Origin of the sequence: Patulibacter brassicae (assembly GCF_033949425.1) — a bacterium.
Taxonomy (GTDB): Bacteria; Actinomycetota; Thermoleophilia; order Solirubrobacterales; family Solirubrobacteraceae; genus Patulibacter; species Patulibacter brassicae.
The window spans coordinates 270,741-297,094 of the sequence record NZ_JAXAVX010000001.1 but is presented as its reverse complement, the minus strand read 5'-3'; the positions used below and the strand labels follow the sequence as shown (position 1 = coordinate 297,094).

The following is a 26,354-nucleotide window of genomic DNA, read 5'->3' as shown; positions in this document are numbered from 1 at the left end:
CTCCGAAGCGCTCCGCAGCGGCCGTCTCCGCGGTCACCGGACGGCTGCACGGCCGGGTGCGGCGCCTCCGTACAATCGGTGCATGGCCTCGCAGCGTCAGATCCGCGTCGGCGACGTCCCCATCGGGGGCGGCGCGCCGGTCGCCGTGCAGACGATGACGAAGACCGAGACCGCGAACGTCGCGGAGACCCTCGCCCAGATCCGCCGGGTCGCCGAGGCCGGCGCGGACCTCGTTCGCTGCGCCGTCCCGCGCGACGACGACGTCCAGGCGCTGAAGACGATCGTGCGCGAGTCGCCGATCCCGATCATCGCCGACATCCACTTCAACCACACGCTCGCGATCAAGGCGATCGAGGCCGGCGCCCACTGCATCCGGATCAACCCGGGCAACATCGGCGGCCCCGAGAAGGTCGCCGAGGTCGTGGCGACCGCCAAGCGCCACGACGTGCCGATCCGCGTCGGCGTGAACTCCGGGTCGCTGCCCAAGCACCTGCGCGACCTCGAGTACTCCGATCCGGTCGAGGCGCTCGTGCGCGCCGCGGTCGAGACGGTCGAGCTCATGGAGCGCCTCGACTTCGACCAGTTCAAGGTCTCGATGAAGTCGACCTCGGTCCCGAACACGATCGCCTCGAACCGGCGGCTCAGCGAGCGGATCCCGTACCCGCTGCACCTCGGGATCACCGAGGCGGGCACGAAGTACACCGGCTCGCTGAAGAGCGCCGTGGGCCTCGGCACGCTGCTGGCCGACGGCATCGGGGACACCGTCCGCATCTCCCTCTCGACGTTCCACGCCGAGGAGGAGGTGAAGGTCGCGTGGGAGATCCTGAAGGCGCTGAAGCTCCGCGAGAAGGGCCCGGTCCTCATCGCCTGCCCGACCTGCGGCCGCCTGCAGTTCGACATGGACTCGGTCGTGGCCGAGGTCGAGCGGCGGCTCGAGGCCTACGAGGACCCGATCGAGGTCTCCGTCCTCGGCTGCGCGGTGAACGGGATCGGCGAGGCGCGCCACGCCGACTTCGGCATCACGGGGGCGAAGGACGCCGGGATGATCTTCTCCAAGGGCGAGCCGCTGAAGAAGGTCCCCACCGACCAGCTCGTCGACGAGCTCTTCAAGGAGATCGACCGCTACTACGCGTCGGGCAAGACCGTCGTGCGCGACGAGCGGGAGGTCGCCGAGGCGACCCAGTGGCTCTCGGAGAACGAGGACCTCTCCGCGATGACGCCCGAGCGCCTTGCGGCGATCGAGAAGGAGAAGGCCGAGGCCGAGGCGCAGGCCGCCGCGGCACCGCCCGAGGGCGGGCGCCTCGTCGACGAGTCCTCCTCGCCGACCGCCGGCCGGCGGTTCACCCGCACCGGCGGCTGAGCCGCCGGCGCTCCGACGGGCGGACCGGGGGCGAGCGCCGGGCGCCCGAGGGCGCGCGGCCGGTGGCGCCGGCCCCCGCCCGCGGGGCGCTACTCCTTCGTCAGCCGGACCGCGTCGCTCGTGCGGGTCTGCTGCGAGCTCGGGTCGACGAACGTGAAGCGGTACCGGGTCTTGCTCGAGCGCGGGACCTTCGCGGTGAACTGGCCGACGGCGTTCGTCGTCACGGCCTTGTAGTCCCGGAACGCCCCGCCGGTGCTGCGCTGCAGCGTCACGCGGATGCGGCTCGTCGCCGGGCGGGCCTGGCCCCAGACCGTCGCGCTGCGGCTCGTGCGCCAGCCGTAGATCGGCGTCGCGAAGACGGCCGCCAGCGGCTTGGGCCGGCCGTCGACGAAGAACGGGCCGGACTGCCACCGGTTGAACTGCTCGTTCTCGTCGGACCCGGTCGGCTCGTCGAACCACTCGTACTGCGTGAGCATCTGGACGCGCGACTGGCGCGCGGCCTTCGCGATGCCCCACTGCGTCCACGCCTTCTGGCGGGACAGGGAGACCGTGCCGTTGCCCTTGCGGTCCGGCGGGTAGGTCTCGTAGCCGAACTCGTCGAGCCAGAGCGGCATCCGCTTCGCGCCGCGGACCTTGAACCCGCCCGCGCGCTGCATCCGGTCCAGCGCGCGCAGCAGGCGCGGCAGGTCGGCGATCCGCGCGTTGTCCTTGGCCGGGTCCGTGCGACCCGGCGAGAACTCGCGCGGGTGCGGATGGTAGGAGAGCGCCTCGCCGCTCAGCGGCTTGAAGCCCTTGCACCGGCCGGAGCGGGTCCGCTTGTACTTCGCCGTGACGCAGCTCATCTCGCGCAGGAAGACGAGCGGCTGCATCGCGGAGTTCGTGCGGCCGATCCGCGGGGCCGCGATCGTGCCCTTCGAGGACGTGCCGCCGATCGCGACGCGCGCGGTGGAGTCGTGCCGCTTCACCGCGGCATAGCCCTTCGCCGCCAGCTGGCGGTAGAGGTACGGCGAGTACGGACGGCACTTCAGCCCGGTGCAGGTCCACTGCGGCTGCAGCCACGTGGCGACGTTCGGCTCGTTCCAGATGATGTAGCGGTCGACGCGATCGGCGACGTGCTTGGCGACCGCCTCGGAGAACTGGCCGAAGAGCGTCGGGTTGGGCTTCAGCGTGCCGTTGCGCCGCGCCGGCTCGAGCGAGCCCCACACCGGTCCGGGACCGGTCAGCACGAGCGTCACGCCGAGGCCGTGACGCCGCACGAGGTCGATCTTGCGGTCGAGCGAGGAGAAGTCGTAGGAGGCGGGGTCGCGCCAGTCCTTGCCCTCCGGGACCTTCGTCGCATCGACGTCCGGCGCGAGCTTGTTCCACTGCGCGAACGTGCGGACGTCCTGGATGCCCTCGGCCTTCCACTTGGCGACGGTCGTGTCCGCGCCACCGGGCGTGGCGCCGTTCAGGACGTTCTCGTCGGCGATGCCGGTGAGCATCGTCTTGGACGCCGACGCGCCGCCCGGCAGGGCGAGCAGGCCGGCGGCGGCGAGGACGAGCGGCGTGGCGCGGCGGAGGCGAGAGGTCATCGGGAAGGGGCTCCTCGGCTGGGGGCGGTGAGCGGGCGGCGGGCCGTCCGGGACGGCCGGGTGCGTGCGCTCACCACCAGGAACCCGTCGTCCCGCCGCAGGTTGCGGTCGGCGGGGCTCGATTCTCCCGCATCCGACGGCGTCGAGGGCCGTCGACGGGGGACCGTCGAATAGATTCTCCCGCGATGAGCCGCCTGTCCGAGCTGCTGCTGCCCACCGAGCGCCAGCCCCCCGCCGACGCGGAGGCGGTGTCCCACCAGCTCATGGTGCGGGCCGGGCTCGTGCGCCAGGTCGGCGCCGGGCTCTGGACGTGGCTGCCGGCCGGCTGGCGCGTGCACCAGCGGATCGTGGCCATCATCCGCGAGGAGATGGACCGGATCGGCAGCCAGGAGCTGCTGATGCCGGTGCTCCAGCCCGCCGACCTCTGGCGGCGGACGGGGCGCTACGACGCCATCGGCGGCGAGCTCTTCCGCCTGCGGGATCGCAAGGACGCCGACATGGTCCTCGCGATGACCCACGAGGAGGCGGTGACCTTCCACGTCGCGCAGGTGGTGCGGTCCTACCGCGACCTGCCGCTCTCGCTCTACCAGTTCCAGGTGAAGGAGCGCGACGAGCCGCGCCCGCGCGCCGGCGTCCTGCGGACGCGCGAGTTCGTCATGAAGGACGCCTACACGTTCGATCGCGACGAGGCCGGCCTCCAGGCCCAGTACGAGCGCTTCCGCGAGGCGTACGCGCGGGTCTACGACCGCAGCGGGCTGCGCTGGTACGAGGTCGAGTCCGACACCGGCATGATGGGCGGCAAGCGCGCCCACGAGTACATGGCGCCGTGCGCCGCGGGCGAGGACGACGTCGTGCTGAGCGTCGATCCCGGCGACGCCGGCGCGGTCGGGCGGCACTACGCCGCGAACGTCGAGGTCGCCAGCGCCGAGCCCCAGCCCGTGGCGCTGCCCGACGCGCCCGACGCGCCGCAGCGGGTGCAGACGCCCGGGGTCCGCACGATCGCGGCCCTCGCCGAGCACCTCGACCGTCCGGCGGGCGCGCTGCTCAAGGCGTTCCCCGTGGTGGCCACCGACGCGGAGGGCGCGGCGCGGTTCGTGCTCGTGCTCCTGCGCGGCGACCACCAGGTCGGCGACGTGAAGCTCGCCAAGGCCCTCGGCGGCGCCGTTCGCCAGGCCTTCGAGGAGGAGATCCGCGAGCGCCTCGGCCCGCCCGGCTCGCTCGGGCCCGTCGGCGCGGACGTCCCCGTCGTGGTGGACGCGGCGGTCGTGGCCACCGCGGAGGGCAGCCCGGCCGGCGGCTGGTGCGTCGGGGCCAACGAGGAGGGCGTGCACCTCGACGGCGTGGTGCCGGGTCGGGACTTCGCCTACGAGGTCGCCGACGTGCGGGAGGTCGTCGCGGGCGACGTCGTCGACGGCCGGACGGTCGTCATCGAGCCGGCGATCGAGATCGGCAACATCTTCCAGCTCATGACGCGGTACTCCGAGCCGCTCGGCGCGCGGTACCTCGACGAGGACGGGCGCGAGCAGCCGATCGTCATGGGCTCCTACGGGATCGGTCCCGCGCGGATCGCGGCGGCGGCGGTCGAGCAGTTCCACGACGACCGCGGGATCGCGTGGCCCAAGGCGATCGCGCCGTTCGACGTCGAGGTCGTCGCGCTGGGCAAGCGGGGCACGGACGAGCAGGCCGCCGCGGCCCGGATCCACGACGAGCTGCGCGATGCCGGCTTCAGCGTCCTGCTCGACGACCGCGACGGCGGTGCCGGGATGAAGCTCACCGACGCCGAGCTGCTCGGCTGCCCGCTGCGGCTCACGGTCGGCCGCCGGTCGCTGGCCGAGGGCCGCGTCGAGGCGCAGGTCCGGCGCGGCCAGCAGGACGTCGAGGGCGGGCTGCCGCTCGACGGGCTCGTGGCCGCCGTCCGCGAGCTCTGGGAGCGGATCCCCTGAGCCCGGCGGGCCCCGAGAGGCCGGACGACGGCGGTCCCGAGGACCGCGCGCCCGAGCCGCCGGACCACGGCTCGGGGACGGTGCGCGAGCGCGCCGAGCAGGTGCGCGAGCGGACGCGGGAGCGGGCCGAGCAGGTCCGCGAGCGCACCCGCGAGCGCACGGAACAGGTCCGCGAGCGGACCGAGCAGGTGCGGGAGCGGGCGCGCGAGCAGACCGAGCGCGCCCGGATGACGGTCTACCGGCTCTTCGGGCTGGACCGCTCGGGCCCGCCGCCCCCGCAGACCCTGCCCGGCCAGCCGCTGAACGTCTGGACGATCCCGAACGCCGTCGGGATGGTGCGGCTCGCGCTCATCCCGGTCTTCCTCGTCTGGGCGCTCAGCAACGACAGCGGCACCGAGGCGGGGCCGGCCGTGCTCTACGCGTTCATCGCGGGCAGCGACTACGTCGACGGCTTCCTCGCCCGCGCCACCGGCCAGTACAGCCGCTTCGGCGCGCTGCTGGATCCCGTGACGGACCGGTCGCTCGTCCTGGCGGGCGGCGTGGTGTGCTGGTCGTTCGACCTCCTGCCCCGCTGGCTGCTCGCGCTGATCGTGGCCCGCGAGTGCTACATGCTCTTCTTCGGTCGGCGAGCCATGAACCTCGGCCTGAGCCTCCAGGTGAACTGGTGGGGTCGCCTCGCGGTCGTGCCGACGATGGGGTCGCTCTTCCTCGCGCTCGCGGGCGTGGGGACGCTCGCCGACGTCCTGCTGGGCATCGGGGTCGCGATGTCGCTGCTGGCGAGCGCCCGCTACACCGTCCAGGGACGCCGCGCGCTGCGACGACGCCGCGCGGCGGCGCCGGAGGGCCCCTCGAACGCTCGCTGAGGCCGCGTGCCCGCGCGCGGGGGACGTGGTCCACTGGCCGGGAGCGCACCCTCAAGCCGAGGTCGAGTTCCGGGCGGGAGGCGCTGGTATGCTCGCCGCGGCGTTCACCCCACGGAGCCCACCACCCGCATGGACGATTCCTTTCCCGATCTCGGCAGCCTCCCGGACGAGGAGCTGAAGGCGATGATCGACCGGCTGACGCAGGAGGAGACCGAGGTCAGCTACCGGCGTCGGATCCTGCACGGGCAGATCGACATCCTCCGGGCCGAGCTCGTCAGCCGCCTGCGCCGGCGTCACGAGGACGGCGAGGCGGTCATCGCGACCGCCGACGTCGACCGCCTCACGGAGATCCTCGCGGGCCGCGCGGGCAACCTCCGGATCGACGACGACGGCGAGGGGGGCCAGGGCGCCTGATGGCGGTCCACTGCCCCGAGTGCGGGTTCGTCGCCGGCGAGGGCGCGAACTTCTGCCCCCGCTGCGGCGCCTACCTCGGGGACATCACGGCGGCGCAGGACGATCCGAGCACCGCGACCTACCGCGTCGGCGACACGGGGGAGATCAGCGCGATCGACCTCGGCTCGGTGCGCGAGGCCGGCGGTGCCGCCCTCGTGATCCGCGCCGGCGGCGGACGCGAGGGGGAGACGATCCCGCTCGCGGGCGAGCGCGTCACGATCGGCCGCCGCCCCGAGAGCGACCTCTTCCTCGACGACGTGACCGTCTCGCGCGACCACGCGCTCGCGGTGTCGCGCCACGACGGCTGGCACGTCGACGACCTCGGCTCCCTGAACGGCACCTACGTGAACCGCCGACGGATCGACAGCGCCCTCCTGCGGGACGGCGACGAGGTCCAGGTCGGCAAGTACAAGCTGACCTTCCTCGCCCGCTGAGGGCGCGCATGAGCCAGCAGCCCGTGACCGCGGCAGGCACCCCCGAGGCCGAGGACGTCGCGCCGGCGAGCGCCCGCTCGGGACGCCCACTGACGATCGGTCAGGTCTGCAAGCTGCTCGGCGGGGAGTTCCCGGAGATCTCGATCTCGAAGATCCGCTACCTCGAGGACCAGAAGCTCCTCCATCCGCGGCGGACCTCGGGCGGCTACCGGTTGTTCGGCAGCGACGACGTCGAGCGGCTGCGGACGATCCTGCGCCTGCAGCGCGACGAGTTCCTGCCGCTGCGCGTCATCCGGCAGGAGCTGGCCGCCGGGCGCGGGCAGGAGCCGCGCGTCGTCGCCGAGGACGCGCCGGAGGAGCCGCCCGCGCAGCGGGGCACCACGTCGGTCGCGCTGCGGACGCCGAGCGCCGGGCTGCGAACGCTCGAGCAGCTCTGCGAGGAGACGCGGGCCACGCCGCAGCTCGTCCGCGAGCTGCGCGACTACGGCATCGTCCAGGGTCGCGACCAGGCCGGCGCGATCGTCTTCGACGACGACGAGCGCGAGGTCGTGCGCGCCGCGGTCGAGCTCGCCCGCTACGGGGTCGGCGGGCGCCACCTGCGCGTCCTGCGCAGCTCCGCGGACCGGGAGGCGGCCCTGCTCGAGCAGCTGCTGGGGCCGGCGCTGCGGTCGCGCAACCCCGAGCGCCGCGCCGAGGCGGTCGACGCGCTCGAGACCCTCGCGGCCACGACCACGCGGTTGAAGCACCTCCTGCTCATCCGCGACCTGCGGCGGCTCGTCGCGTGAGCCACGTGGAGGAGGTCGCCGCCCGGATCGTCGCGATCCCGGACCACCCCGAGCCCGGCGTGACGTTCCGCGACATCACGCCGGTCTTCGCGGACCCGGCCGCGCTGGCGGCCGCGGTGCACCACCTGACCGACGTCACGCGCGACCTCGGCGTCCAGCGCGTGATCGCGGCCGAGGCCCGCGGGTTCCTCCTCGGCCCGGCGCTCGCGCTGGAGCTCGGCGCGGGGTTCCTGCTGGCGCGCAAGCCCGGCAAGCTGCCGCGGGACACCCTCGCGGTCGAGTACGCGCTGGAGTACGGCAGCGACCAGCTCGAGGTCCACGCGGACCTCCTGGAGCCCGGGACCCGGGTGCTCGTCCACGACGACCTGCTGGCCACCGGCGGGACCGCCGAGGCGCTCTGCCGGCTCGTCGAGGACCTCGGTGGCGAGGTCGTCGCCTGCTCGTTCCTCGTCGAGCTGTCGGCGCTCGGCGGTCGCGCGCGCCTGGCGCCGCACGCCGTGCACTCGCTGGTGACCTACGACTGAGGCAGGGACGGGACGTGGCGGAGACGAGCGGCACGACGTCGGGGACGATCGACGCCACGCCGGAGACCGTCTGGTACTGGGTGGCCGACGGCGGGCGGCTCGTCTCGTGGTGGCCGCGGGCGGAGCGGGCGGAGGACGTCCAGGGCGGACGGTTCACGCTCGTGCTGCGCAGCTCGCGCGGCGTGCCGGTGCGCGTGGACTGGCGGGTGAGCCAGTCGCGACGCGAGCAGCTGCAGCGGTGGGAGCAGGAGCTCGACGACACGCCGTTCGCGAAGGCGATGCGGCGCAGCGCCGTCGAGCTGCGGATCGAGCCGGCGGAGGGCGAGCGCTCGCTGGTGACGGTCACCGTCGAGCGCGACCTCGTGCAGCGCGGCCTCACCGCCGGCATGCTCGGCCGCCGGGCGGCCCGCCGCTACGCGAACGAGCTGCTCACCGGCCTGCGGCGCGCCGCGACGAGCTGAGCCGGCGCGGGGGCGCGACGAGCGGGGCGGACGCCCCGCTCGGCACGGCAATCCGGCTCGCCTACTGCTTGAGGGGGCCGCTGACGACGGTCCGGCCGGGGTTCGCGCGCCCGACGGTGCTCGACGTCTCCTCGGCGATGACGATCCGCGAGTACTGGCGCGGATCGATCGGCACCTCGCGCTGGTTGGCGATGTCCTTGCCGACCTGCAGCGGCAGCAGCGTGCCGGCGATCCGGCCCTTGCTGTCGATCGTCTTCGCGGTCGCCTGGCCGGACTGGTCGGTCTCGCCGTTGCTGAACCAGCCCAGGCGGATCGCGCGGCGGCTGCTCGGCCCGCCGGTGAGCCACACGGCGTACGTGCGGTTCGAGGTCGCGGGACGGAACCCGGAGCCCTGCAGGAGCGCGAGCAGCTGGCCGTCCTGCGCCGTGAGCTGGATGACGCCCTTCGGGCGGGCCGCGCTGCCCTTCGCGCCGGACGGCGGACGGAGGTTCACCTGCTGGCGCAGGCTCTGGGCGATCGCCTGGAGCTCGGCGTCCGAGCTGCCGGCGGTGGTCGTGGTCGTCGGGGTGCTGGCGACGTCGCTGGCGTCGTCGTCGCCGTCGAACACGCCGGTGACGTAGAGCACGGCCACGACGAGCACGAGCGCGCCCGCGAGGGCGAGGAGGATCGAGCCGGCGCCGCGGCGGCGGCGCTCCTTGCCCTGCGCGACGGTCTTGGCGTCGAGGGCCGCGAACGCCTCGCGGACGTCCTCGCCGTCGCCGGGCACGACCGGCAGCCGGTCGCCGGCCAGCGGCCGGAGCTCGTTGCTGACGAGGCGGGCCCACGTCCGGGCGGGCGCCGCGGACTCCAGGAGCTCCCGCACCGCCTGGCGCTCGCTCGCGCTGGACTGGCCGAGCAGGTAGTCGGCGATCCGATCGCGGTCCTCGATCTCGAGGCCGTCGACGTCGTCCGGGGCGAGGCCGTCGACGGCGTCGAGGGCGCGCTCGCGGACGAGCTCGGGCGTCATGCCCAGGGCCCCCGCCAGCTCCTCGTACGCCATGCCGCGCCGCAGCACGAGCTGCAGCACCGCCTGCTGGTCCGGATGCAAGCTCTCCACGCGCGGCATCGCGCGGAATCTAGCGGTCGTCGCGTTGCGAACGCGTAATGGTCGCCCGGGCGCGCCCTCGTAGGATCGAGGCATGGAGCTGCCGACGACGATCCCGCACGAGCGCACCCTGGACGGCCTGATCGGACTTCGTGTCCACGATCAGGGCGACGGGTGGATCGAGGCGAGCGTCCCGGTGGTCGACGGCGTCCGCCAGCCGATGGGCCTCGTGCACGGCGGCGTCTACGCGGCGATCGCCGAGTCGGTGACCTCGATGGCCACCGCCGCCGCGGTGATGCCGGACGGGTTCGTGGCCCAGGGGCTCTCGAACGCGACGAACTTCCTGCGGCCGATCCTCGAGGGCACCGTCCACGCGCGGGCCGACCGGCTGCACCGGGGGCGCACGACCTGGGTCTGGGACGTCCGGATGACCGACGACGCGGGTCGGCTGGCGGCGACGACGCGGATGGTGATCGCCGTCCGGGCGCTCGCCGGCTGAGCCGACCCTCAGCCGCCGAGGGCCCGCGCGACGAACGCCTGCAGGCGCGGGTCGTCGGCCCGCGAGAAGCGCGCCGCGCGTCCGCCGGCCCGCACGAGCACGTCCGCCCGTCGGGGCCGCACGCGCACGACGACGGCCTGGCCGAGCGCGCGGACGGCGGGCCGGTCCTCGGCGCCGATCCGCCGGGCGTAGGCCTCGATCAGCCGCCGGCCCCGCGCGTCGGGCACCTCGACGACGACCCCGTCGGCGACCGGCGCGGCGACGGGCGACCCGGTGCGCGGGTCGTCCCCGCCGGCCAGGCGCACGACGACCACCGCCAGGAGGATGGCGACGGCGGCGCTCAGCGCCAGGAGCGTCGGGGCCGTGCTCCGCCGCCGCGGCGCGCTCACAGCAGCTGCGACAGGGCGGCGAGGAAGCCCGCCGCGACGTCCGAGGTCTCCAGCTCGGTCCGCAGCCGGAGGAGGCCGAGGCGGATCCGGCCCTTGACCGTTCCCTGGGGCACCCCCGCGCGCGAGGCGATCTCGCTCGTCGTGAGATCGCCCCAGTAGGCGAGCCAGATCGCCTCCCGCTGGGGCTGGGGGAGCGTCGCGAGCGCGCGGATGAGCGCGCGCTCGGTCGCCCGGCGCTCGGCCTGGGACGCGACGGCGGGCTCGGCGGCGGCCGCCGCCGGACGCAGCCGGTCCTCGGCGCGCGCGGCCACCTGCTGCCGGCGGGCGAGGTCGAGCGCCCGCGAGCGGGCGAGGAGGCGGACGTAGGCGCCGAGCGGGCCGCGGGTCGGGTCGAAGCCCTCCGGGTGGTGCCAGAGGCGGAGGAACACGTCGTGCACGACGTCCTCGACCTCGGCGCGCCGCCCGGCGGGACCGAGGATCGCTCCCGCGGCCTGGGCGGCACCGGGCGCGTGCTCGGCGTACGCGCGGGCGAAGCTCTGGGGGTCGCGGAGGTCCATGGCCGGAGTGCGGTCGCGGGCTCGGGCGCCCGCACCACCGACGAAGGGTAGCGGGACGCCAGGTCAACGCCAATGCGCCAGTGTGTCGACCGGGCCTGGCACGGCGCCACGGATCCGGCGCCCGACCGCTCTGTGCGCGAACGCACGTTCGCGCCGGGAACGGCCGCGTACGGTGATCCGACCGTTCACCGACGCCGAGTCGGCGCGCATCGGTGCGCGCCGAGCGGGGGACCCACTTGTTCCCTGCCCGATCCCTCTCGGGCGGAGCCGGGGCGAATCGGACGCTGCTGCGTCCGTAGCGCCCGTCGACACGACCGACCGGTCCGTGTCGCCGGGTGCGAGCCCGTCAGCTCACCTCGTAGGCGTCACGACCAGAAGAGGTCCTGCCATGTCCGTGACCCATGACGGAAGCGTCATGTCACCGCGCGTCGCCCTGACCATGGGGCTCGTGGTGACCCTCGCCGCGACGGCCGCGCCCGCGATCGCGGCCGAGTCGACCGGTGCCGAGACGTCCCAGCCGGGCGTCGAGGCTCCCGCGTCCGGTGGCGCCGGTGCCGCCGCGACGCCCGCCGCCGCCCCGGCGGCGACCGCGAAGCCGCGCCGCCCGCGGCTGCGCGTGACGAGCGAGCGCGGGGACGTCCGCGTCGGCGGCCGCGCGCGGTACCGCGGTCGCGTGACCGCCGTCCCGCGCAGCACGCTCGTGCGGCTCGAGGTCCGCCGCGCGGGCCGCTGGCGCGAGGCCGACCGGGCGCGCACGTCGTCCTCCGGGCGGTTCCGGCTGGCGACGACCGTGCGTCGGACCGGCGACCTGGCCACGCGGATCCGCGTGGCGGGGACGACCCACGCCCGCGCGATCAGCCGTCGCGTCGAGCGCGTGCACGGCTTCCGGGCGACGTACGCCTCGTACTACGGCCCCGGCCTGTACGGCGGCGCCCTGGCCTGCGGCGGGCGCCTGAGCCCCGGGACGATCGGCGTCGCGCACAAGACGCTGCCCTGCGGCACCCGGCTGACGTTCAAGCACGGCGGCCGCACCGTGCAGGCCCGCGTCATCGATCGCGGCCCGTACGTCGCGGGACGCGAGTTCGACCTCACCGCGGCGACGAAGGGCCGCCTCGGCTTCGGCAGCACCGGCACGGTGCTGGTCGACCGCTAGGACCACCCGCGAGGGACGGGGCGAACGGACGTTCGCCCCGCCGCCGCGCGGCGGGCTACCCTGGACGGGTGGCTCCCGCCCGCCAGCGCCAGGACGACGGCCGCGCGACCGACGCCGCGCCGGCCGCCGATCCGGTTCGCTGCGTCGGGCACCTCGACTGCGACGCGTTCTTCGCCGCCGTCGAGCTGCTGCGCCGCCCCGAGCTGCGCGGCCGGGCGGTGATCGTCGCGCACGACGGGCCCCGGTCGGTCGTCACCACGGCGACCTACGAGGCCCGCCGCCACGGCGTCGGCTCGGCGATGCCGCTCTCGGTCGCCCGCCGGCGGTGCCCGGAGGCGATCCTCGTCCCGCCGGACCTCGACGCCTATCGCGAGGCGTCGCAGGCCGTGATGTCGATCGTGCGGGACGAGATCGACGTCGTCCAGCAGATGAGCCTCGACGAGGCCTACCTGGAGCTGACGGGCATGCTCGCGCCTCGCGCCGCACTGCGGCGGCTCGTGGCGCGGATCAAGCGGGAGACGGCGCTCGACGTCTCCGTCGGCATCGGCCCGAGCAAGCTCGTCGCGAAGCTCGCCTCCGACGCAGAGAAGCCGCGCGGGTTCGTCGTGCTGGACCGCCGGGCCGCCTGGCGGCGCTGGGCCGACGAGCCGCCCGGGCTGCTGCCCGGCATCGGGCCGCGCACGGCGACCGGCCTGGAGGAGCGCGGCATCCGCACGATCCGGCAGCTCGCCGGCGTCGACGTCGCCCAGCTCGCCGAGTGGTTCGGGCCACGGACCGGGCCGTGGCTGCACCGCCGCTGTCGCTTCGACGACGACGATCCCGTCGAGCCGGTCCGCGAGCCGGTGTCCGAGAGCCGCGAGACGACCTTCTCGATCGACCTCGACGATCCCGACGACCTCGAGCGGGAGCTGCGGCGCCTCTCGCTGAAGCTCGCCGAGGCGCTCGACGCCCAGGGCCGGCGCGGGCGGACCGTCGGGATCAAGGTCCGGCTCGCCGACTTCACGACCGTCACCCGGTCGCGGACCCTGCCGCGCTCGATCGACGACGGCGAGCTCGTCGCGGAGCTCGCGGTCGGGCTGCTGCGCGAGTACGGGCCGCCGGCGCCGGTGCGCCTGCTCGGCGTGCGACTCGCCGGCCTCGAGCTCGTCGACGGCCCGGGCGCGCAGCTGGCGCTGCCGCTCGGCTGAGGCCGACGACCGAGGGCCCCGGGCGGCCGCTCGGGATACTCCGGTCATGCCCCTGAACGTGCTCGTCGACGGTGCCGACGGTCCCCGCGCACCGGTGCTGCTGCTCCACGGCCTGACGGCGACGCACCGCTACGTCGTGATGGGCAGCCGCAAGCTCGAGCGGCTCGGGCATCCCGTCATCGCCTACGACGCGCGCGGCCACGGGGCGTCGGACCCGCCGGCCGATCCCGACGCCTACGAGTACGCCGACCTGGCCGCCGACGCGCAGCGCGTGCTGGACGAGCAGGGCGTCGAGCGCGCGGTGCTCGTCGGGGCCTCGATGGGCGCCCACACCGCCGTCCGGGTGGCGCTGGAGGCGCCGGAGCGCGTCGTCGGCCTCGTCCTCGTCACCCCGGCGTTCCTGCCCGGACGGGAGCAGCATCCGGCGGCGCTCGAGCGGTGGGACCGGCTCGCCGCCGGCCTGCGGGACGGCGGCGTCGACGGGTTCCTCTCCGCGTACCGCTTCGACGACGTCCCCGAGGCGTGGCGCGACACGGTGCGGACCGTCACCCGGCAGCGGCTCAGCCAGCACGAGCACCCCGAGGCCGTCGCCGACGCGCTGCGCGTCGTGCCGCGCAGCGCCGCGCTGGAGGAGCTCGCCGAGCTCGAGGCGATCAGCGTCCCGACGACCGTCGTCGGCAGCCGAGACGAGGCCGACCCGACGCACCGGCTGGCGACCGCCGAGCGCTACGCCGCCACGATCCCGGGGGCGTCGCTCGTCGTGGAGGAGGAGGGCGAGTCGCCGATCGCGTGGCGCGGCGCCCGGCTGTCGACCGTGGTGGCCGAGACCGCCGAGCGGGCACAGGGCTGAGCGCCCACGCGCCCGGGTGGTCCTGGTGTCCGAAGCGCCCACCCCGCCGCCGGTGGTCCGCTACCGTGGCCAGCAGTGGAGAGCGGCGGTGCGCACACCGACGACGGCAGCTGGATCCTCGACCCGCCGGGGATGCTGTTCGTCTACGAGCAGGGCGCGTTCCCGATGGACACGCGCGGCGAGGACGGGCAGTTCCGCGTCGCGGCCTACCGGGCCGACCCGCGCGCGATCCTCGACCTCGACGCGATCCGGCTGCCGCGCACGCTGCGCCGCACGATCCCGCGCCACGGCTTCCGCCTGACCGTCGACGCGGCCTTCTCCGAGGTCGTCGAGCACTGCGCGCACCGTCCCGGTCTCGGGCCGGGGGAGGTGTGGCTGACGCCGCGCCTGGCGGGGGCCTACCGCGCCCTGCACCGCTGGGGTCACGCCCGGAGCTTCGAGGTCTGGGACGGCGACGCGCTCGTCGGCGGGACCTTCGGCGTCGCGCTCGGCCGGGCCCACACGCTCGAGTCGATGTTCCACCTCGCGCCCGACGCCGGCAGCGCCGCGGTCCTGCACGCCGCGGTCCGCATGCGCGGGGCGGGCTACCGGCTGCTCGACGTGCAGCAGCGCACGCCGCACACCGCGCGGCTCGGCGTGCGCGAGGTCGCCGAGGCGGAGTTCCTCGAGCGGCTCCGGTGGGCGCTCTCGCCGGGGCTGCGTCCCGCCGCGCTGCGGCGGGACGCGGGGCCGGCCGATGGCCACGAGCTCGTGGCCGCCATCGACCGGCTCACCGCAGCCCGCGGAAGGTCCTCCAGGTCGCTCGGGACTGTCCGCCGAACGTCAGGAGACCGGACTGCCATTCGTGGCCGGTTCCCGGATCGCGCAGCTGGTACCAGGTGAAGCTCCGGACCTTGCGGCGCTTCGCGTAGCTCCAGGCCTGGCGCAGGTAGCGGGCCGCGCGGCTCGTCGGGGTGCGGCTGCTGCCGCGCGTGCGGTAGGCGAACTCCGTGATGTGGACGTTGCGCGCGGCCTTCGCCGGCATCCGCCCGGCCCGGGCCAGCCGGCGCAGCTCGACCATCGCGTAGGGCAGGTTGCCCATCGTCCACGCGTCCCGGGTGCGGGAGCGCTTCGTCGGCGGATGGGTGAAGTCGTGGGTGTGCAGCGCGAACCCGTCGGCGCGGAGCCTGGCCCGGCGGCAGGACGCGGACCGCGACCGCAGCCGGTAGCGCGACGTCACGCAGAGCGCCTCGCGCAGGAACGCCCCCGGGTTGCGCGCGTTTCGGGTGCGGGCGTTCGGGGCCATCTCGCCGACGAGCACCGGGACCGACGGGCGCACGCGCTTGTACGCGGCGTACCCGCGGTTGGAGAGCGTCACCCAGCGGCGCGGCTGGTTCAGCGGCCACATCGAGCGGAAGTTCGGCTCGTTCCACGTGATGAACGCGGCGACCGGCAGCCCGTCCATCGCCTCGGCGACCGACGCGGCGAACGACCCGTAGGCGTCGATGAGCGAGCTCGTGATCCGGCGCGGTGTCGCGCGCTGGCGGTTGATCGGGGCGTAGATCCCGATGAGCAGGCGCGCGCCCGCGCGGTCGCGACCCTCCTCGGCGGTGCGGCGCAGGACGGCGGCGGTGCCGGGGTCGATCGTCCGCTGCGCGCCGTCCCAGTTCACGAGCACCCGAACGCGGGTGACCCTCGCGGCGTGGGCGGCGCGCCAGAACGACGCGCGCAGCGCCGGGTCGCCGCTGAAGGCCATCCGCACGTCCTGGAGCCCCTTCGCCATCCGCGCGCTCGCCGCCCCCGGCGCGGCGAGCCCCCCGAGGAGCGCCGTGACGATCGCGAGGGCGAGCCAGGCCCGGCGCGGGGCCGTGCGGCGGGGGGAGGGGGCCGGTCGGCGCATCGGCGGCATGCTAGGTGGAACCGCGCATCGGCGGGTTCGATGCGGCCGGGGGGACGCGTCTCCGGGCGACGTCGCGGGGAGCGGCGCGCGATTCCATTCGCGACTCGGAGTAGGAATGGGGTCGCGGGACGGCGAGCACGTGCGGTCTGCGACATACTCCGGCGTCGAGCCGCCGGGCGACCGCGCGGCTGCGTCGCCCGGTCGGGCGGCGCGGGTGGAGGCCGCGCGGGCGCGCGGCTCCGCGAACCACGATGGAGGCCCATCCTGTGTCACACGGACCCGTACGCCACCCCCGGCGGGTGAGGCCATGAGCCTGACCCTCGGTGTCCCCAAGGAGACCGCCGCCGGCGAGCGCCGCGTCGCCCTCGTCCCGGACGTCGTCAAGCGCCTGCGCGCCAAGGGCGTCCAGGTCGTGGTCGAGCCCGGCGCCGGCGAGCACGCGCTGATCCCCGACGCCCTGTACGAGGCGGCCGGGGCGACGATCTCACCGGACGTCTGGACCGCCGACGTCGTCGCGAAGGTCGCGCCGCCGACCGCCGACGAGGTCGCGCGGATCGGCACGAGCTCGATCCTCATCGGCTTCCTCGCGCCGCTGTCGTCGCCCGAGACGGCCACGCTGCTGCGCGACAAGGGCGTGACGGCCTTCGCGATGGAGGCGATCCCGCGGATCTCGCGGGCGCAGGCGATGGACGCGCTGTCCTCGCAGTCCAACGTCGCCGGCTACAAGGCCGTGCTGACCGCCGCCGACCACGCGACGCGGTTCTTCCCGATGCTCATGACGGCGGCGGGCACGATCCCGCCGGCGAAGGTCCTCGTGCTGGGGATCGGCGTCGCGGGCCTGCAGGCGCTGGCCACCGCGCGGCGCCTCGGGGCGAAGACGACCGGCTACGACGTGCGGCCGGAGACGGCGGAGCAGGTCGAGTCGCTCGGCGCGACCTGGCTGGACCTCGGCATCGACGCGGCCGGCGAGGGCGGGTACGCCCGCGAGCTGACGCAGGAGGAGCGCGATCAGCAGCAGCAGGCGCTGACCGACGCGACGAAGGAGTTCGACGTCGTGATCACGACGGCGCTCGTCCCGGGTCGTCCGGCGCCGCGCCTCGTGACCGCCGAGGCCGTCGAGGGCATGCGCCCGGGCTCGGTCATCATCGACCTGGCCGGCGAGACGGGCGGCAACTGCGAGCTCACCGAGCCCGGCCAGACCGTCGTGAAGCACGACGTGACGATCGTGTCGCCGCTGAACCTCGCGGCGGACATGCCCGAGCACGCCTCGCAGCTCTACGCGCGCAACGTCCAGTCGCTCGTCGAGCTGATGCTGGAGACGCCCGAGGGGGCGGAGACCCCGGTCCTGCAGCTGGACTGGGAGGACGAGATCATCGCCGGTGCGGCGATCACCCGCGAGGGCGAGATCGTCCACGCCGGGGCCAAGAAGACCGTGGAGGCGAGCGCCTGATGTCGGTTCTGTCGACCGTGCTGGCCAGCACCGCCTCGGCGGGCGAGCCCAGCAACCTCATCACGAACCTCGCGATCCTCGTGCTCAGCGGGTTCGTGGGCTACGCGGTGATCTCGAAGGTCCCCAACACGCTGCACACGCCGCTGATGTCGGGCACGAACGCGATCCACGGGATCGTCGTGCTCGGCGGCCTCGTCCTCCTGGCGACGGGCGACGACCTCGGGTTCGGCACGACGCTGATCCTCTTCGTCGCGCTCGTGTTCGGCGCGATCAACGTCGTCGGCGGCTTCGTCGTGACCGATCGCATGCTCGAGATGTTCAAGAGCAAGCCGACGCCGCCGAAGGACGCCGAGGGCGACGCGAAGGGCGGCAAGTGATGCAGCCCGTCCTCGCGTCCTTCCTCACCGACGTCGACTTCAAGTCGGTCCTCTACATCGTCGCGTTCTCGCTGTTCATCTACGGCCTCTCCGGCCTGACCGGTCCGAAGACCGCGGTCCAGGGCAACCGGATCGCCGGCGTCGGCATGGTGATCGCGGTCGTCGCGACGCTCCTCGTGGATCCGTTCCACAACTGGTTCCTCATCCTCCTGGGCCTCGCGATCGGCTTCGGCGTCGGCGTGCCCGCGGCGCGCCAGGTGAAGATGACGGCGATGCCGCAGATGGTGGCGCTGTTCAACGGCGTCGGCGGCGGCGCGGTCGCGCTCATCGCCTGGGCCGAGTTCCGCGGCACGGGCGGCTTCGAGTTCACGCCGACGTACATCGTCATCTTCTCCCTGTTCTCCGCGATCGTCGGCTCGGTGTCCTTCTGGGGCTCGAACGTCGCGTTCGCGAAGCTCCAGGAGCTCATCGACGGCAAGCCGCGCACCCTCGGGGCGCTGCAGCTGCCGGCGCAGCTGCTGACGCTCGGCGGAGCGATCGCCTGCGCGATCGCGATCACCGCGGGGTCGACGAGCGAGATCCTCATCGTCCTGCTGCTCGTCCTGGCGGCGATCTTCGGCCTGCTGCTCGTGCTGCCGATCGGCGGCGCGGACATGCCGGTCGTCATCTCGCTGCTCAACGCGTTCACGGGCCTCGCGGCCGCCGCGGCCGGCGTGTCGCTGGACAACCAGGCGCTGATCGTCGCCGGCATGATCGTCGGCGCGTCGGGCACGATCCTCACCCAGCAGATGGCGATCGCCATGAACCGGACGATCACCTCGGTGATCGCCGGCGGGTTCGGTGGCGGCGGCGGCGAGGCCGCGGCCGGTCCGGCGGGGGCGTCGGGCGGCACGGTCACCTCGACCAGCGCCTCCGACGTCGCCATCCAGATGGCCTACGCGCGCCTCGTCGTCGTCGTGCCCGGCTACGGCATGGCGGTCTCGCAGGCCCAGCACGCCGTGAAGGAGATGGCGAGCCTGCTGGAGAGCAAGGGCGTCGAGGTGAAGTACGCCATCCACCCGGTGGCCGGTCGCATGCCGGGGCACATGAACGTCCTCCTCGCGGAGGCCGACGTGCCCTACGACCAGCTCAAGGAGATGGACGACATCAACGGCGAGTTCAAGCGGACGGACGTGTCGCTGGTCATCGGGGCCAACGACGTGACGAACCCCGACGCGCGCAACAAGGCCGACAGCCCGATCTACGGGATGCCGATCCTCAACGTCGACGAGTCGGCGTCCACGATCGTGCTGAAGCGGTCGATGAGCTCCGGCTACGCCGGGATCGACAACCCGCTGTTCACGGACCCGAAGACGAGCATGCTCTTCGGCGACGCGAAGGCCTCGGTCGAGGCGATCACCGAGGAGCTGAAGGCCCTCTAGGCGCCTCGGGCGGCGCGCCACCGGCCGGTGGCGCGCCGCGAGCGGTCCTCGCGACCGGCGGCCCGCCCGGCCGCCGGGACGGGCGGCGGGTCCCACCGGCAGCGAGGCTCCGGCGTCTCTGGCACGCTCCTCGCGTGCGCTCCGACGCCGTCCTCGTGGTGGGTCCCCACGTCGTGGTCGCCCGGCCGACCGCCGACGATCGCGACGAGCTGCTGGACGCCGTGGCCGCGAGCCGCGCGCTGCACGGGGAGTGGGTCACCGCGCCGGACACCGCGGCGGCGTACGGGACGTTCCTGGCGCGCTGCGGCGGCCCGACCTTCGAGGGCCATCTGCTGCGCCGGCGCGAGGACGGCGCGCTGATCGGCGTGGCGAACGTCAGCGAGATCGTCCGCGGAGCGCTGCAGAGCGCGTTCGTCGGGTACTACGGCCTCGTCGGCGGAACCGGCCGCGGCCACCTGACCGAGGGCGTCGGCCTCGTCGCCGGGCGGGCGCTCGGCGCCCTGGGCCTGCACCGGATCGAGGCGAACGTCCAGCCCGCCAACGAGCCGTCGCGGGCGCTGCTGCGACGCCTGGGCTTCCGCCGCGAGGGCTACTCGCCCCGCTACCTGCACCTCGCGGGCGCCTGGCGCGACCACGAGCGCTGGGCGCTGCTGGCCGACGAGCCCGCGGCGACCGAGCTCGTGCGCCGGGCGGCCCCGCCGAACCACGCCCGCTGACCGCGTCCGCCGCCCGGATGGGCAGGCGGGCGGACCACGATGGTTCGACAACCGGACCATCGTCCACCCGCGAGCCTGGACGGATCGACCGGATCGGGGCCGCGTCGCTGTGGGAGGCTGCTCGGCAGCGATCCGGCGTTCCCCCCTTCCTGCGCCGGGCGTTCGAACAGGAGGCATCCCCCGATGACGCGTTCCCGCGCGACGACGCTCGCCGTCGTCGCCGCTGCCGCGGCCGCCGCGCTGGTCCCAGCGACGGCGACGGCCGCCGGCACCCAGCGATACACCGTGGTGGCGAAGGCCGGCACGGCCCCGTCCGCCTTCGACCGCGCCGTCCGCGCCGCCGGCGGCCGGGTCGTGACCTACAACCGCCGCGTGGCGGTCGGCACCGTCTCCGCCCGACGCGGCTTCGCGCCCCGGGCGGTCGCCACGGCGCCGGTCCTGGCCGCGAGCCCGCGCCGCGCCGTCGGGCGCTCGGACCGCGACGCCGCCGCCCGCCGCGTCCGGCGCACGAAGGCGATCGAGGCGGGCCGGGACGGGGCGCCCGCGCCCCTCGGTGCGTCGCAGGCCCGCCCGCGGCCCCCTGCCGCCGGCGTCGACCCGCTCGCGCCGCTGCAGTGGGACATGGCCGCGATCGGCGCCACGAGCCAGGGCAGCCACCGGCTCGACCAGGGCGAGGGCGTCCGCGTCGGGATCATGGACACCGGCGTCGACGGCAGCCACCCCGACGTCGCGCCGAACTTCGACCGCGGCCTGTCCCGGAACTTCACCGTCGACGACCCGACGGTGGACGGTCCCTGCGAGGAGGAGCCGGACCGCTCCTGCCAGGACCCGGCGGACGTCGACGAGAACGGCCACGGCACCCACGTCGCGTCGACGATCGCCTCGCCGATCAACGGGCTCGGCGTCGGCGGCGTCGCCCCGAAGGCGTCGATCGTGAACCTGCGCTCCGGCCAGGACTCCGGGTACTTCTTCACCCAGCCGGTCGTCGACGCGCTGACCTACGCGGGCGACCACGGGATCGACGTCGTGAACATGAGCTTCTACGTCGACCCGTGGCTCTACAACTGCGCCGCGAACCCGAAGGACTCGCCCGCCGCGCAGGCGCAGCAGCGCACGACGATCGTCGCGGTCCAGCGCGCCGTCGACTACGCGCGACGCAAGGGCGTGCTGCCCGTCGCCGCGCTCGGCAACGAGAACACGGACATCGACGCGCCCACGAGCGACGGGACGTCGCCGGACTACCCGCCGGACGCCGCCTACGACCGGCAGATCGACGACTCGTGCCTCACGGTGCCGACGGAGACGGAGGGCGTCGTCGGCGTCTCCTCCTACGGGCCGAGCGGGCGGAAGGCGTACTACTCCAACTGGAGCCTGCGCCAGGCCGACGTCTCCGCCCCGGGCGGCGACCGGCGCGACTTCTTCGGCACCCCGCGCTACAACGCGCCGGAGACCCGGATCCTGGCGGCCTATCCCGAGAGCGTCGGGCGCACCGGCGACACCGACCTCGACGGCGTGATCGACATCGACGCGCAGGGCAACCCGACGACGCCCCTCGTCGTCCGGGACGACTCCGGCGGGCGGCCGTCGTACTACCAGTGGATCCAGGGCACCTCGATGGCGAGCCCCCACGCGGCCGGCGTGGCGGCGCTGATCGTGGCGGCCGAGGGCCGGCGGGACCGCCGCAACGGCGGGCTCACGTTGCCGGCCGCCCGGACGGAGCGGCTGCTCGAGCGGACGGCGGTGCCCGTGCCCTGCCCGGCCGGCGGCACGCTGACGTACCCGGACCCGGACCTGCCGGCGTCGTACACGGCCACCTGCACCGGGACCACCGACCACAACTCGTTCTACGGGTCCGGATCGGTGAACGCGCTGAACGCCGCGCGGCTCGGCCGGCGCTGAGCGGTCGCGGTCCCGGAGGTCGAGAGCCGCCGCCCACGACCGCCGGCACGCGCCGGCGGTCGTCGGCGGGGCCGGCCGGCCCCGCCCATGCTCAGCGGTCCGCGTCGCGGAAGCCCTCGCCGGCCCAGACCCCGGCGAGCCGGACGATCGTCGCCGCGGCGGCGGCCATCTCCTGGACCGACGCCCACTCCCGGACGGAGTGGTACTCGTGCCCCCCGGTGAAGAGGTTCGGGGTCGGCAGGCCCATCGCCGAGAGCTGCGAGCCGTCGGTCCCCCCGCGGATGGCGGTCCGCAGCGGCTCGAGGCCCTCGGCGCGGATCGCCGCCTCCGCGGCCGCGGTGACCTGGGGGAAGGCCTCGACGAAGGTGCGCATGTTCGGGTACTGCGGCGTGATCGTCACCTCCGCCCGGGCGCGGGGCTCGCGGCCGACGACCTCCTCGACCACGCGGCGCACGAGCTCGCCGTGGCGGGCGAGCAGCGCGTCGTCGAAGTCGCGGACGATCGCGCGGATCTCGGCGCGCGCGGCGCTCGCGCGCACGTCGTGGACGTGGACGAAGCCGTCGCGGCCGCTCGTCGCCTCGGGCGTCAGGTCGCGGGGCAGGGCCGCGACGACCTCCGCGGCCAGCCGCGTCGCGTTGACGAGCTTGCCCGTGGCGAACCCGGGGTGGACGTCGTGCCCCTCGATGACGATCCGGGCCTCGGCGGCGGTGAACGTCTCGTCCTGCAGCTCGCCGGGCTCGGAGCCGTCGATCGTGTAGGCGCAGATCGCGCCGAACCGCCCCAGGTCGAAGCGGTGGGCGCCGCGCCCGATCTCCTCGTCGGGCGTGAAGCCGATCCGCAGCCGCGGTCGCGGCAGCTCCGGATGCGCGGCCAGGTGCGCGACGGCGGCGAGGATCTCGGCCACGCCGGCCTTGTCGTCGGCGCCGAGCAGCGTGTCGCCGCTCGAGGTCACGAGATCGTGGCCGACGCGGCGCGCGAGCTCGGGCATCCGGGCGGGGTCCAGGACGGTGCCGCCGCGCGGCAGCTCGAGGACGCCGCCGTCGTAGCCGCGGTGCACGAGCGGCTCGACGCCCTCGCCGGGGGCGTCGGGGCTCGTGTCGACGTGCGCGATGAGGCCGATCGTGGGGACCGGGCCCTCGACCGCCGGCTCGAGCGTCGCGTAGACGTAGCCCTGCGCGTCGAGCTCGGCGTCCTGCAGGCCGATCCCGCGCAGCTCCTCCACGAGCAGCCGCGAGAGGTCCAGCTGGACCGGCGTGCTGGGGCAGCGATCGGCCGGCGCGTCCGGGTCCGACGTCGTGTGCACCCGCGCGTAGCGCACGAGCCGCGCCACGACGTCCTCCGCGAGGGCGACGGCCAGCGGCGAGCTGAAGGGGGCGGGGGCGACCATGCCCGACACCCTGACAGAGCGCCGAGGTCCCGCCGGTGGGTCGCCGCGGTCCGACGACCCGTCGCGCCCGCACGGGACGGCCTCGACGCTCCGGCGCCTTCCCGGCTCGCTCGGGCGCCTGCGAGGATCGCGGCATGAGCGCCGTGACGCCGTCCATCGACCGCGACCGCATCCGCGAGCTGACGGCCCGCGAGGAGCGGACGCTGAACGAGCGCACGGGACGCTCGGCGGAGATGTTCCGGCGGGCGAACGTCGCGCTGTCCGGCGGCGTGGCGTCGAGCTACCAGCTGCGCGACCCGTGGCCGATCTACCTCGAGCGCGGGGAGGGCCCGACGGTCTGGGACGTCGACGGCAACCGGATGTGGGACTTCCACAACGGCTTCGGCTCGATGGTCCAGGGCCACGCGCACCCGGTGATCGGCGCCGCGATCCAGGAGCGCTACGCGAAGGGCACCCACTTCGCGGCGCCGACGGAGGACGCGATCGTCGTCGCGGAGGAGCTCGTCCGCCGCTGGGGCCTGCCGCAGTGGCGCTACACGAACTCCGGCTCGGAGTCGACGATGGACGCGATCCGGATCGCGCGCGCCTACACGGGGCGCGACACGGTGATGAAGATCTTCGGCAGCTACCACGGCCACCACGACACGGTGATGGTCTCGATCGGCGTCGAGTACGACAAGATCGGCGAGCCGGACGACCTGGCGTCGCTGCCCTACGGCGCCGGCATCCCGCAGGCGACCGTCGACATGACCGTCGCGGTGCCCTTCAACGACGTCGGCGCGATGGAGCGACGGATCGAGCGGCTCATCGCGGAGGACCGGAAGCCCGCCTGCGTGATCATGGAGGCGGCGATGATGAACCTCGGCGTCGTCCTGCCCGAGGACGGCTACCTGCAGGCGGTGCGGGACCTCACCGCGAAGCACGGCATCGTCCTGATCTTCGACGAGGTCAAGACGGGGATCTGCATCGCCGCCGGGGGCGCGACCGAGAAGTGGGGCGTCACGCCGGACATGGTGACCCTCGCCAAGGCGCTCGGCGGCGGCCTGCCGATGGGGGCGATCGGCGGCTCGGAGGAGGTCATGTCGGTGGTGAAGGACGGGTCCGTCTACCAGGTGGGCACCTACAACGGGAACCCGCTCGGCGTCGCCGCGACGCGGGCGAGCCTCACCGAGGTCATGACGCCGGAGGCCTACGCGCACCTCGACGCCCTGAACGACCGGATCGTCCAGGCGTGCGACATGGTCGTGCAGAAGTACGGCCTGCCCGGCTACGCCGTCGGCGTCGGCTCGAAGGGCTGCGTGACGTTCTCGCCGACGCCGATCACCGACTACGCGTCGTTCAAGGCCAACCAGGACGCCGAGCTCAGCGACCTCGCCTGGCTCTTCAACATGAACCGCGGCATCTTCATGACCCCCGGCCGCGAGGAGGAGTGGACGCTCTCGGTGACGCACACCGAGGAGGCGATCGACGACTACGTCGCGGTCTTCGACGAGCTGGCCTCCGAGCTCGTGAGCTGAGCCACCGTCAGGCGCGTCGCGGCGGCAGCGCGGTCGGGCCGACGTCCTCGGACGGCCGCTGCCGCGCGCGCCCCTCGACGCGTCGCAGCTCGTAGACGCAGGCGTGCGCCCCGCTGAGGATGTGCGCGCTCCGCCGGATCTCCGCGTCCGGCAGCGCCTCGCGCAGGAAGCTGATCTCGCTCGCGCACGCGTGGCCGTGGTCGCCGGCGACGGCGAGGATCGCGCAGTTGTGCTCGCGGATGAGGTAGGTGCCGTCCTCCTGCCGCTGGAAGTCGGCGAGGTACCCGTCCTCGTCGAGGATCCGCGCCAGCTCCGCCACGCGGGCGTCGAAGTCCAGGCCGTCGAGACGAGCACCCGCCCGCGCGACCCGCCCCTGGCGGCGCCGCTCGAAGATCCGGCCGACGATCTCCGGGTCCTCGGCGCGGACGTAGTCGAGCAGCTCGACGGTCAGCTCGCCGTAGGTCTTCGGGAAGAGCGCGTCGGCGGCCGGCGCCAGCCGGTAGCGCCGGCGCGGACGCCCGGGCCCGGGGCGCTCGTCGCGGTGCTCGACGAGGCCAGCGGCGACGAGCGCGCGCAGCTGCTGGCGGATCGCGCTCGGCGTGACGTCGAGCGCCTGGGCGAGGGCCTCGGCGCCCGACTCGCCGTCCTTGCGCAGGGCCACGAGCAGCGCCCGCCGCGTCGGCGAGAGCTCGTCGAGCGCCGAGCGCGCGGTGCGCGGGCGGGCGCCGGCCACGGGGGCCGGCGCGGGGGTGGATCGGGGATCCGACACCGTTTGACAAATATAGACAGCTTGGACTACCTTTTCCAGTGGAAGGTGGTCGTTCCCCGCGGCCCCCGACCTCCCCGACGCGCCGCTCCGGCGGCCCACTCCAGATCGATCCCGAGGAGTCCCCTCATGGCGTTCACCGTTCCCGCGCTCCCGTACGCCTTCGACGCGCTCGAGCCCCACATCGACGCGCAGACGATGGAGATCCATCACGACAAGCACCACCAGGCGTACGTCGACAAGCTCAACGCCGCCGTCGAGGGCACCGAGTGGGCCGACAAGCCGATCGAGGAGATCGTCGCCAACCTCGGCGCGCTGCCGGCCGACAAGCAGGGCCCGGTCCGCAACAACGGCGGCGGCCACTACAACCACACGCTCTTCTGGGAGTCGCTGCAGGGCGGCGGGACCCAGACCCCGAGCGGCGAGCTCGCCGCCGCGATCGACGAGGCGTTCGGGTCGTTCGACGCGTTCAAGACGCAGTTCCAGGACGCCGGCGTGGCGCGCTTCGGCTCCGGCTGGGTCTGGCTCGTCAAGGGCGACGGCGGACTGGAGATCATCTCCACGCCGAACCAGGACACGCCGCTGGCGGAGGGCAAGACGCCGCTGCTGGGCAACGACGTCTGGGAGCACGCCTACTACCTGAAGTACCAGAACAAGCGCCCCGCGTACCTCGAGGCGTTCTGGAACGTCGTCGACTGGGGCAAGGTCGCGGAGCGCTTCGCCGCCTGACGCCTCCGCGTGAGCGGTCCGCCGTCCCGGCGGGCCGCCCACCAGGCGGACGTCCTCCCGGTCCGCCGTCCCGCCCGGCCGTCCCGGCCGGGCGTCTCAC

The 26,354-nt window shown here is 74.5% G+C and carries 27 protein-coding genes and 1 riboswitch; of the genes, 20 read left to right on the top strand and 7 right to left on the bottom strand.

Features of this window, described 5'->3' with window-relative positions; all coding sequences use genetic code 11:
* Positions 1–82: 82 nt before the first annotated feature.
* On the top strand, positions 83–1,360 hold the full coding sequence (gene ispG / locus SK069_RS01455; protein WP_319952399.1) for a flavodoxin-dependent (E)-4-hydroxy-3-methylbut-2-enyl-diphosphate synthase: 1,278 nt from the start codon (positions 83–85) through the stop codon (positions 1,358–1,360).
* Positions 1,361–1,449: 89 nt separating this feature from the next.
* On the opposite strand, the gene SK069_RS01450 is transcribed toward ispG, so the two are convergent.
* Entirely contained in the window at positions 1,450–2,931 is a 1,482-nt protein-coding gene (locus tag SK069_RS01450; protein WP_319952398.1) for a hypothetical protein, read from the bottom strand.
* A gap of 185 nt (positions 2,932–3,116) precedes the next feature.
* On the opposite strand from SK069_RS01450, the gene SK069_RS01445 reads away from it, so the two are divergent.
* From SK069_RS01445 to SK069_RS01415, 7 genes are all read left to right on the top strand, one after another.
* Positions 3,117–4,874 carry a proline--tRNA ligase gene (locus SK069_RS01445; RefSeq protein ID WP_319952397.1) on the top strand — a complete coding sequence of 586 codons (1,758 nt, stop codon included), beginning with the start codon at positions 3,117–3,119 and terminating at the stop codon, positions 4,872–4,874.
* An 80-nt stretch (positions 4,875–4,954) separates the two neighbouring features.
* On the top strand, positions 4,955–5,737 hold the full coding sequence (locus SK069_RS01440; protein WP_319952396.1) for a CDP-alcohol phosphatidyltransferase family protein: 783 nt from the start codon (positions 4,955–4,957) through the stop codon (positions 5,735–5,737).
* 129 nt (positions 5,738–5,866) lie between these two features.
* A complete protein-coding gene (locus SK069_RS01435; RefSeq protein WP_319952395.1) occupies positions 5,867–6,151 on the top strand; it encodes an RsiG family protein in 285 nt (94 codons plus the stop codon).
* Positions 6,151–6,624, top strand: a complete 474-nt coding sequence (locus SK069_RS01430; RefSeq protein WP_319952394.1) for an FHA domain-containing protein — start codon at positions 6,151–6,153, stop codon at positions 6,622–6,624. The genes SK069_RS01435 and SK069_RS01430 overlap by 1 nt, the downstream gene beginning before the upstream one ends.
* Before the next feature lie 8 nt (positions 6,625–6,632).
* Positions 6,633–7,409, top strand: a complete 777-nt coding sequence (gene ftsR / locus SK069_RS01425) for a transcriptional regulator FtsR (RefSeq protein ID WP_319952393.1) — start codon at positions 6,633–6,635, stop codon at positions 7,407–7,409.
* Positions 7,406–7,933 (top strand): adenine phosphoribosyltransferase, encoded by a 528-nt coding sequence (locus SK069_RS01420; RefSeq protein WP_319952392.1) that lies wholly within the window; start codon positions 7,406–7,408, stop codon positions 7,931–7,933. Before ftsR ends, SK069_RS01420 begins: the two co-directional genes overlap by 4 nt.
* Before the next feature lie 14 nt (positions 7,934–7,947).
* Entirely contained in the window at positions 7,948–8,394 is a 447-nt protein-coding gene (locus tag SK069_RS01415; RefSeq protein WP_319952391.1) for an SRPBCC family protein, read from the top strand.
* Between the two features lie 61 nt (positions 8,395–8,455).
* On the opposite strand, the gene SK069_RS01410 is transcribed toward SK069_RS01415, so the two are convergent.
* Complete coding sequence (locus tag SK069_RS01410; protein WP_319952390.1) at positions 8,456–9,499, bottom strand: hypothetical protein; 1,044 nt, start codon at positions 9,497–9,499, stop codon at positions 8,456–8,458.
* Between the two features lie 73 nt (positions 9,500–9,572).
* On the opposite strand from SK069_RS01410, the gene SK069_RS01405 reads away from it, so the two are divergent.
* Entirely contained in the window at positions 9,573–9,977 is a 405-nt protein-coding gene (locus SK069_RS01405; RefSeq protein WP_319952389.1) for a PaaI family thioesterase, read from the top strand.
* An 8-nt stretch (positions 9,978–9,985) separates the two neighbouring features.
* Here the strand turns inward: SK069_RS01405 and SK069_RS01400 are convergent, their stop codons facing one another.
* On the bottom strand, positions 9,986–10,366 hold the full coding sequence (locus SK069_RS01400) for a hypothetical protein (RefSeq protein ID WP_319952388.1): 381 nt from the start codon (positions 10,364–10,366) through the stop codon (positions 9,986–9,988).
* Positions 10,363–10,923: an RNA polymerase sigma factor gene (locus tag SK069_RS01395; protein WP_319952387.1), complete on the bottom strand. Its 561-nt coding sequence runs from the start codon at positions 10,921–10,923 to the stop codon at positions 10,363–10,365. The genes SK069_RS01400 and SK069_RS01395 overlap by 4 nt, the downstream gene beginning before the upstream one ends.
* A 182-nt stretch (positions 10,924–11,105) precedes the next feature.
* Positions 11,106–11,303, top strand: a riboswitch (cyclic di-AMP (ydaO/yuaA leader).
* An 8-nt stretch (positions 11,304–11,311) separates the two neighbouring features.
* On the opposite strand from SK069_RS01395, the gene SK069_RS01390 reads away from it, so the two are divergent.
* The 4 genes from SK069_RS01390 (at position 11,312) to aat (ending at position 14,995) form a co-directional block, all read left to right on the top strand.
* Positions 11,312–12,076, top strand: coding sequence for a septal ring lytic transglycosylase RlpA family protein (locus tag SK069_RS01390; RefSeq protein WP_319952386.1), 765 nt, complete (start codon positions 11,312–11,314; stop codon positions 12,074–12,076).
* 68 nt (positions 12,077–12,144) lie between these two features.
* The gene (gene dinB, locus SK069_RS01385) at positions 12,145–13,263 is read left to right on the top strand and encodes a DNA polymerase IV (RefSeq protein ID WP_319952385.1); all 1,119 of its coding nucleotides are present in this window, start codon (positions 12,145–12,147) and stop codon (positions 13,261–13,263) included.
* 46 nt (positions 13,264–13,309) lie between these two features.
* The gene (locus tag SK069_RS01380; RefSeq protein ID WP_319952384.1) at positions 13,310–14,113 is read left to right on the top strand and encodes an alpha/beta fold hydrolase; all 804 of its coding nucleotides are present in this window, start codon (positions 13,310–13,312) and stop codon (positions 14,111–14,113) included.
* A 75-nt stretch (positions 14,114–14,188) separates the two neighbouring features.
* Complete coding sequence (aat, locus tag SK069_RS01375) at positions 14,189–14,995, top strand: leucyl/phenylalanyl-tRNA--protein transferase (RefSeq protein WP_319952383.1); 807 nt, start codon at positions 14,189–14,191, stop codon at positions 14,993–14,995.
* On the opposite strand, the gene SK069_RS01370 is transcribed toward aat, so the two are convergent.
* Positions 14,883–15,992, bottom strand: a complete 1,110-nt coding sequence (locus SK069_RS01370; protein ID WP_319952382.1) for a hypothetical protein — start codon at positions 15,990–15,992, stop codon at positions 14,883–14,885. The genes aat and SK069_RS01370 overlap by 113 nt on opposite strands.
* A 307-nt stretch (positions 15,993–16,299) precedes the next feature.
* On the opposite strand from SK069_RS01370, the gene SK069_RS01365 reads away from it, so the two are divergent.
* The 5 genes from SK069_RS01365 to SK069_RS01345 all read left to right on the top strand — a co-directional run bounded on the left by SK069_RS01365 (position 16,300) and on the right by SK069_RS01345 (position 21,855).
* Positions 16,300–17,442, top strand: a complete 1,143-nt coding sequence (locus SK069_RS01365) for a Re/Si-specific NAD(P)(+) transhydrogenase subunit alpha (protein WP_319952381.1) — start codon at positions 16,300–16,302, stop codon at positions 17,440–17,442.
* Complete coding sequence (locus tag SK069_RS01360; RefSeq protein WP_319952380.1) at positions 17,442–17,819, top strand: NAD(P) transhydrogenase subunit alpha; 378 nt, start codon at positions 17,442–17,444, stop codon at positions 17,817–17,819. Before SK069_RS01365 ends, SK069_RS01360 begins: the two co-directional genes overlap by 1 nt.
* Positions 17,819–19,240, top strand: coding sequence for an NAD(P)(+) transhydrogenase (Re/Si-specific) subunit beta (locus SK069_RS01355; protein ID WP_319953087.1), 1,422 nt, complete (start codon positions 17,819–17,821; stop codon positions 19,238–19,240). The genes SK069_RS01360 and SK069_RS01355 overlap by 1 nt, the downstream gene beginning before the upstream one ends.
* 134 nt (positions 19,241–19,374) lie before the next feature.
* A complete protein-coding gene (locus SK069_RS01350; RefSeq protein ID WP_319952379.1) occupies positions 19,375–19,956 on the top strand; it encodes a GNAT family N-acetyltransferase in 582 nt (193 codons plus the stop codon).
* A gap of 183 nt (positions 19,957–20,139) precedes the next feature.
* The gene (locus SK069_RS01345; RefSeq protein WP_319952378.1) at positions 20,140–21,855 is read left to right on the top strand and encodes a S8 family serine peptidase; all 1,716 of its coding nucleotides are present in this window, start codon (positions 20,140–20,142) and stop codon (positions 21,853–21,855) included.
* A 91-nt stretch (positions 21,856–21,946) separates the two neighbouring features.
* On the opposite strand, the gene pepT is transcribed toward SK069_RS01345, so the two are convergent.
* Complete coding sequence (gene pepT / locus SK069_RS01340) at positions 21,947–23,242, bottom strand: peptidase T (RefSeq protein WP_319952377.1); 1,296 nt, start codon at positions 23,240–23,242, stop codon at positions 21,947–21,949.
* 134 nt (positions 23,243–23,376) lie between these two features.
* Here pepT and SK069_RS01335 point away from each other — a divergent pair, with 134 nt between their 5' ends.
* On the top strand, positions 23,377–24,759 hold the full coding sequence (locus SK069_RS01335) for an aspartate aminotransferase family protein (RefSeq protein ID WP_319952376.1): 1,383 nt from the start codon (positions 23,377–23,379) through the stop codon (positions 24,757–24,759).
* Between the two features lie 7 nt (positions 24,760–24,766).
* Here the strand turns inward: SK069_RS01335 and SK069_RS01330 are convergent, their stop codons facing one another.
* On the bottom strand, positions 24,767–25,528 hold the full coding sequence (locus SK069_RS01330) for a helix-turn-helix transcriptional regulator (RefSeq protein WP_319952375.1): 762 nt from the start codon (positions 25,526–25,528) through the stop codon (positions 24,767–24,769).
* A 126-nt stretch (positions 25,529–25,654) separates the two neighbouring features.
* Between SK069_RS01330 and SK069_RS01325 the strand changes: the two genes are divergently transcribed.
* The gene (locus tag SK069_RS01325) at positions 25,655–26,254 is read left to right on the top strand and encodes a superoxide dismutase (RefSeq protein ID WP_319952374.1); all 600 of its coding nucleotides are present in this window, start codon (positions 25,655–25,657) and stop codon (positions 26,252–26,254) included.
* Positions 26,255–26,354: the final 100 nt, after the last annotated feature.

What these genes read in the sequence shown, in the direction of transcription:
- SK069_RS01335 (WP_319952376.1), top strand. Translation starts at nt 23,377, where the DNA reads ATGAGCGCCGTGACGCCGTCCATCGACCGCGACCGCATCCGCGAGCTG.
- SK069_RS01325 (WP_319952374.1), top strand. Translation starts at nt 25,655, where the DNA reads ATGGCGTTCACCGTTCCCGCGCTCCCGTACGCCTTCGACGCGCTCGAG.
- SK069_RS01450 (WP_319952398.1), bottom strand. Translation starts at nt 2,931, where the DNA reads ATGACCTCTCGCCTCCGCCGCGCCACGCCGCTCGTCCTCGCCGCCGCC.
- SK069_RS01395 (WP_319952387.1), bottom strand. Translation starts at nt 10,923, where the DNA reads ATGGACCTCCGCGACCCCCAGAGCTTCGCCCGCGCGTACGCCGAGCAC.
- pepT (WP_319952377.1), bottom strand. Translation starts at nt 23,242, where the DNA reads ATGGTCGCCCCCGCCCCCTTCAGCTCGCCGCTGGCCGTCGCCCTCGCG.
- SK069_RS01355 (WP_319953087.1), top strand. Translation starts at nt 17,819, where the DNA reads ATGCAGCCCGTCCTCGCGTCCTTCCTCACCGACGTCGACTTCAAGTCG.
- SK069_RS01390 (WP_319952386.1), top strand. Translation starts at nt 11,312, where the DNA reads ATGTCCGTGACCCATGACGGAAGCGTCATGTCACCGCGCGTCGCCCTG.
- SK069_RS01360 (WP_319952380.1), top strand. Translation starts at nt 17,442, where the DNA reads ATGTCGGTTCTGTCGACCGTGCTGGCCAGCACCGCCTCGGCGGGCGAG.
- SK069_RS01410 (WP_319952390.1), bottom strand. Translation starts at nt 9,499, where the DNA reads ATGCCGCGCGTGGAGAGCTTGCATCCGGACCAGCAGGCGGTGCTGCAG.
- ftsR (WP_319952393.1), top strand. Translation starts at nt 6,633, where the DNA reads ATGAGCCAGCAGCCCGTGACCGCGGCAGGCACCCCCGAGGCCGAGGAC.
- SK069_RS01445 (WP_319952397.1), top strand. Translation starts at nt 3,117, where the DNA reads ATGAGCCGCCTGTCCGAGCTGCTGCTGCCCACCGAGCGCCAGCCCCCC.
- SK069_RS01435 (WP_319952395.1), top strand. Translation starts at nt 5,867, where the DNA reads ATGGACGATTCCTTTCCCGATCTCGGCAGCCTCCCGGACGAGGAGCTG.
- SK069_RS01380 (WP_319952384.1), top strand. Translation starts at nt 13,310, where the DNA reads ATGCCCCTGAACGTGCTCGTCGACGGTGCCGACGGTCCCCGCGCACCG.
- SK069_RS01405 (WP_319952389.1), top strand. Translation starts at nt 9,573, where the DNA reads ATGGAGCTGCCGACGACGATCCCGCACGAGCGCACCCTGGACGGCCTG.
- ispG (WP_319952399.1), top strand. Translation starts at nt 83, where the DNA reads ATGGCCTCGCAGCGTCAGATCCGCGTCGGCGACGTCCCCATCGGGGGC.
- SK069_RS01430 (WP_319952394.1), top strand. Translation starts at nt 6,151, where the DNA reads ATGGCGGTCCACTGCCCCGAGTGCGGGTTCGTCGCCGGCGAGGGCGCG.
- SK069_RS01345 (WP_319952378.1), top strand. Translation starts at nt 20,140, where the DNA reads ATGACGCGTTCCCGCGCGACGACGCTCGCCGTCGTCGCCGCTGCCGCG.
- SK069_RS01365 (WP_319952381.1), top strand. Translation starts at nt 16,300, where the DNA reads ATGAGCCTGACCCTCGGTGTCCCCAAGGAGACCGCCGCCGGCGAGCGC.
- SK069_RS01370 (WP_319952382.1), bottom strand. Translation starts at nt 15,992, where the DNA reads ATGCGCCGACCGGCCCCCTCCCCCCGCCGCACGGCCCCGCGCCGGGCC.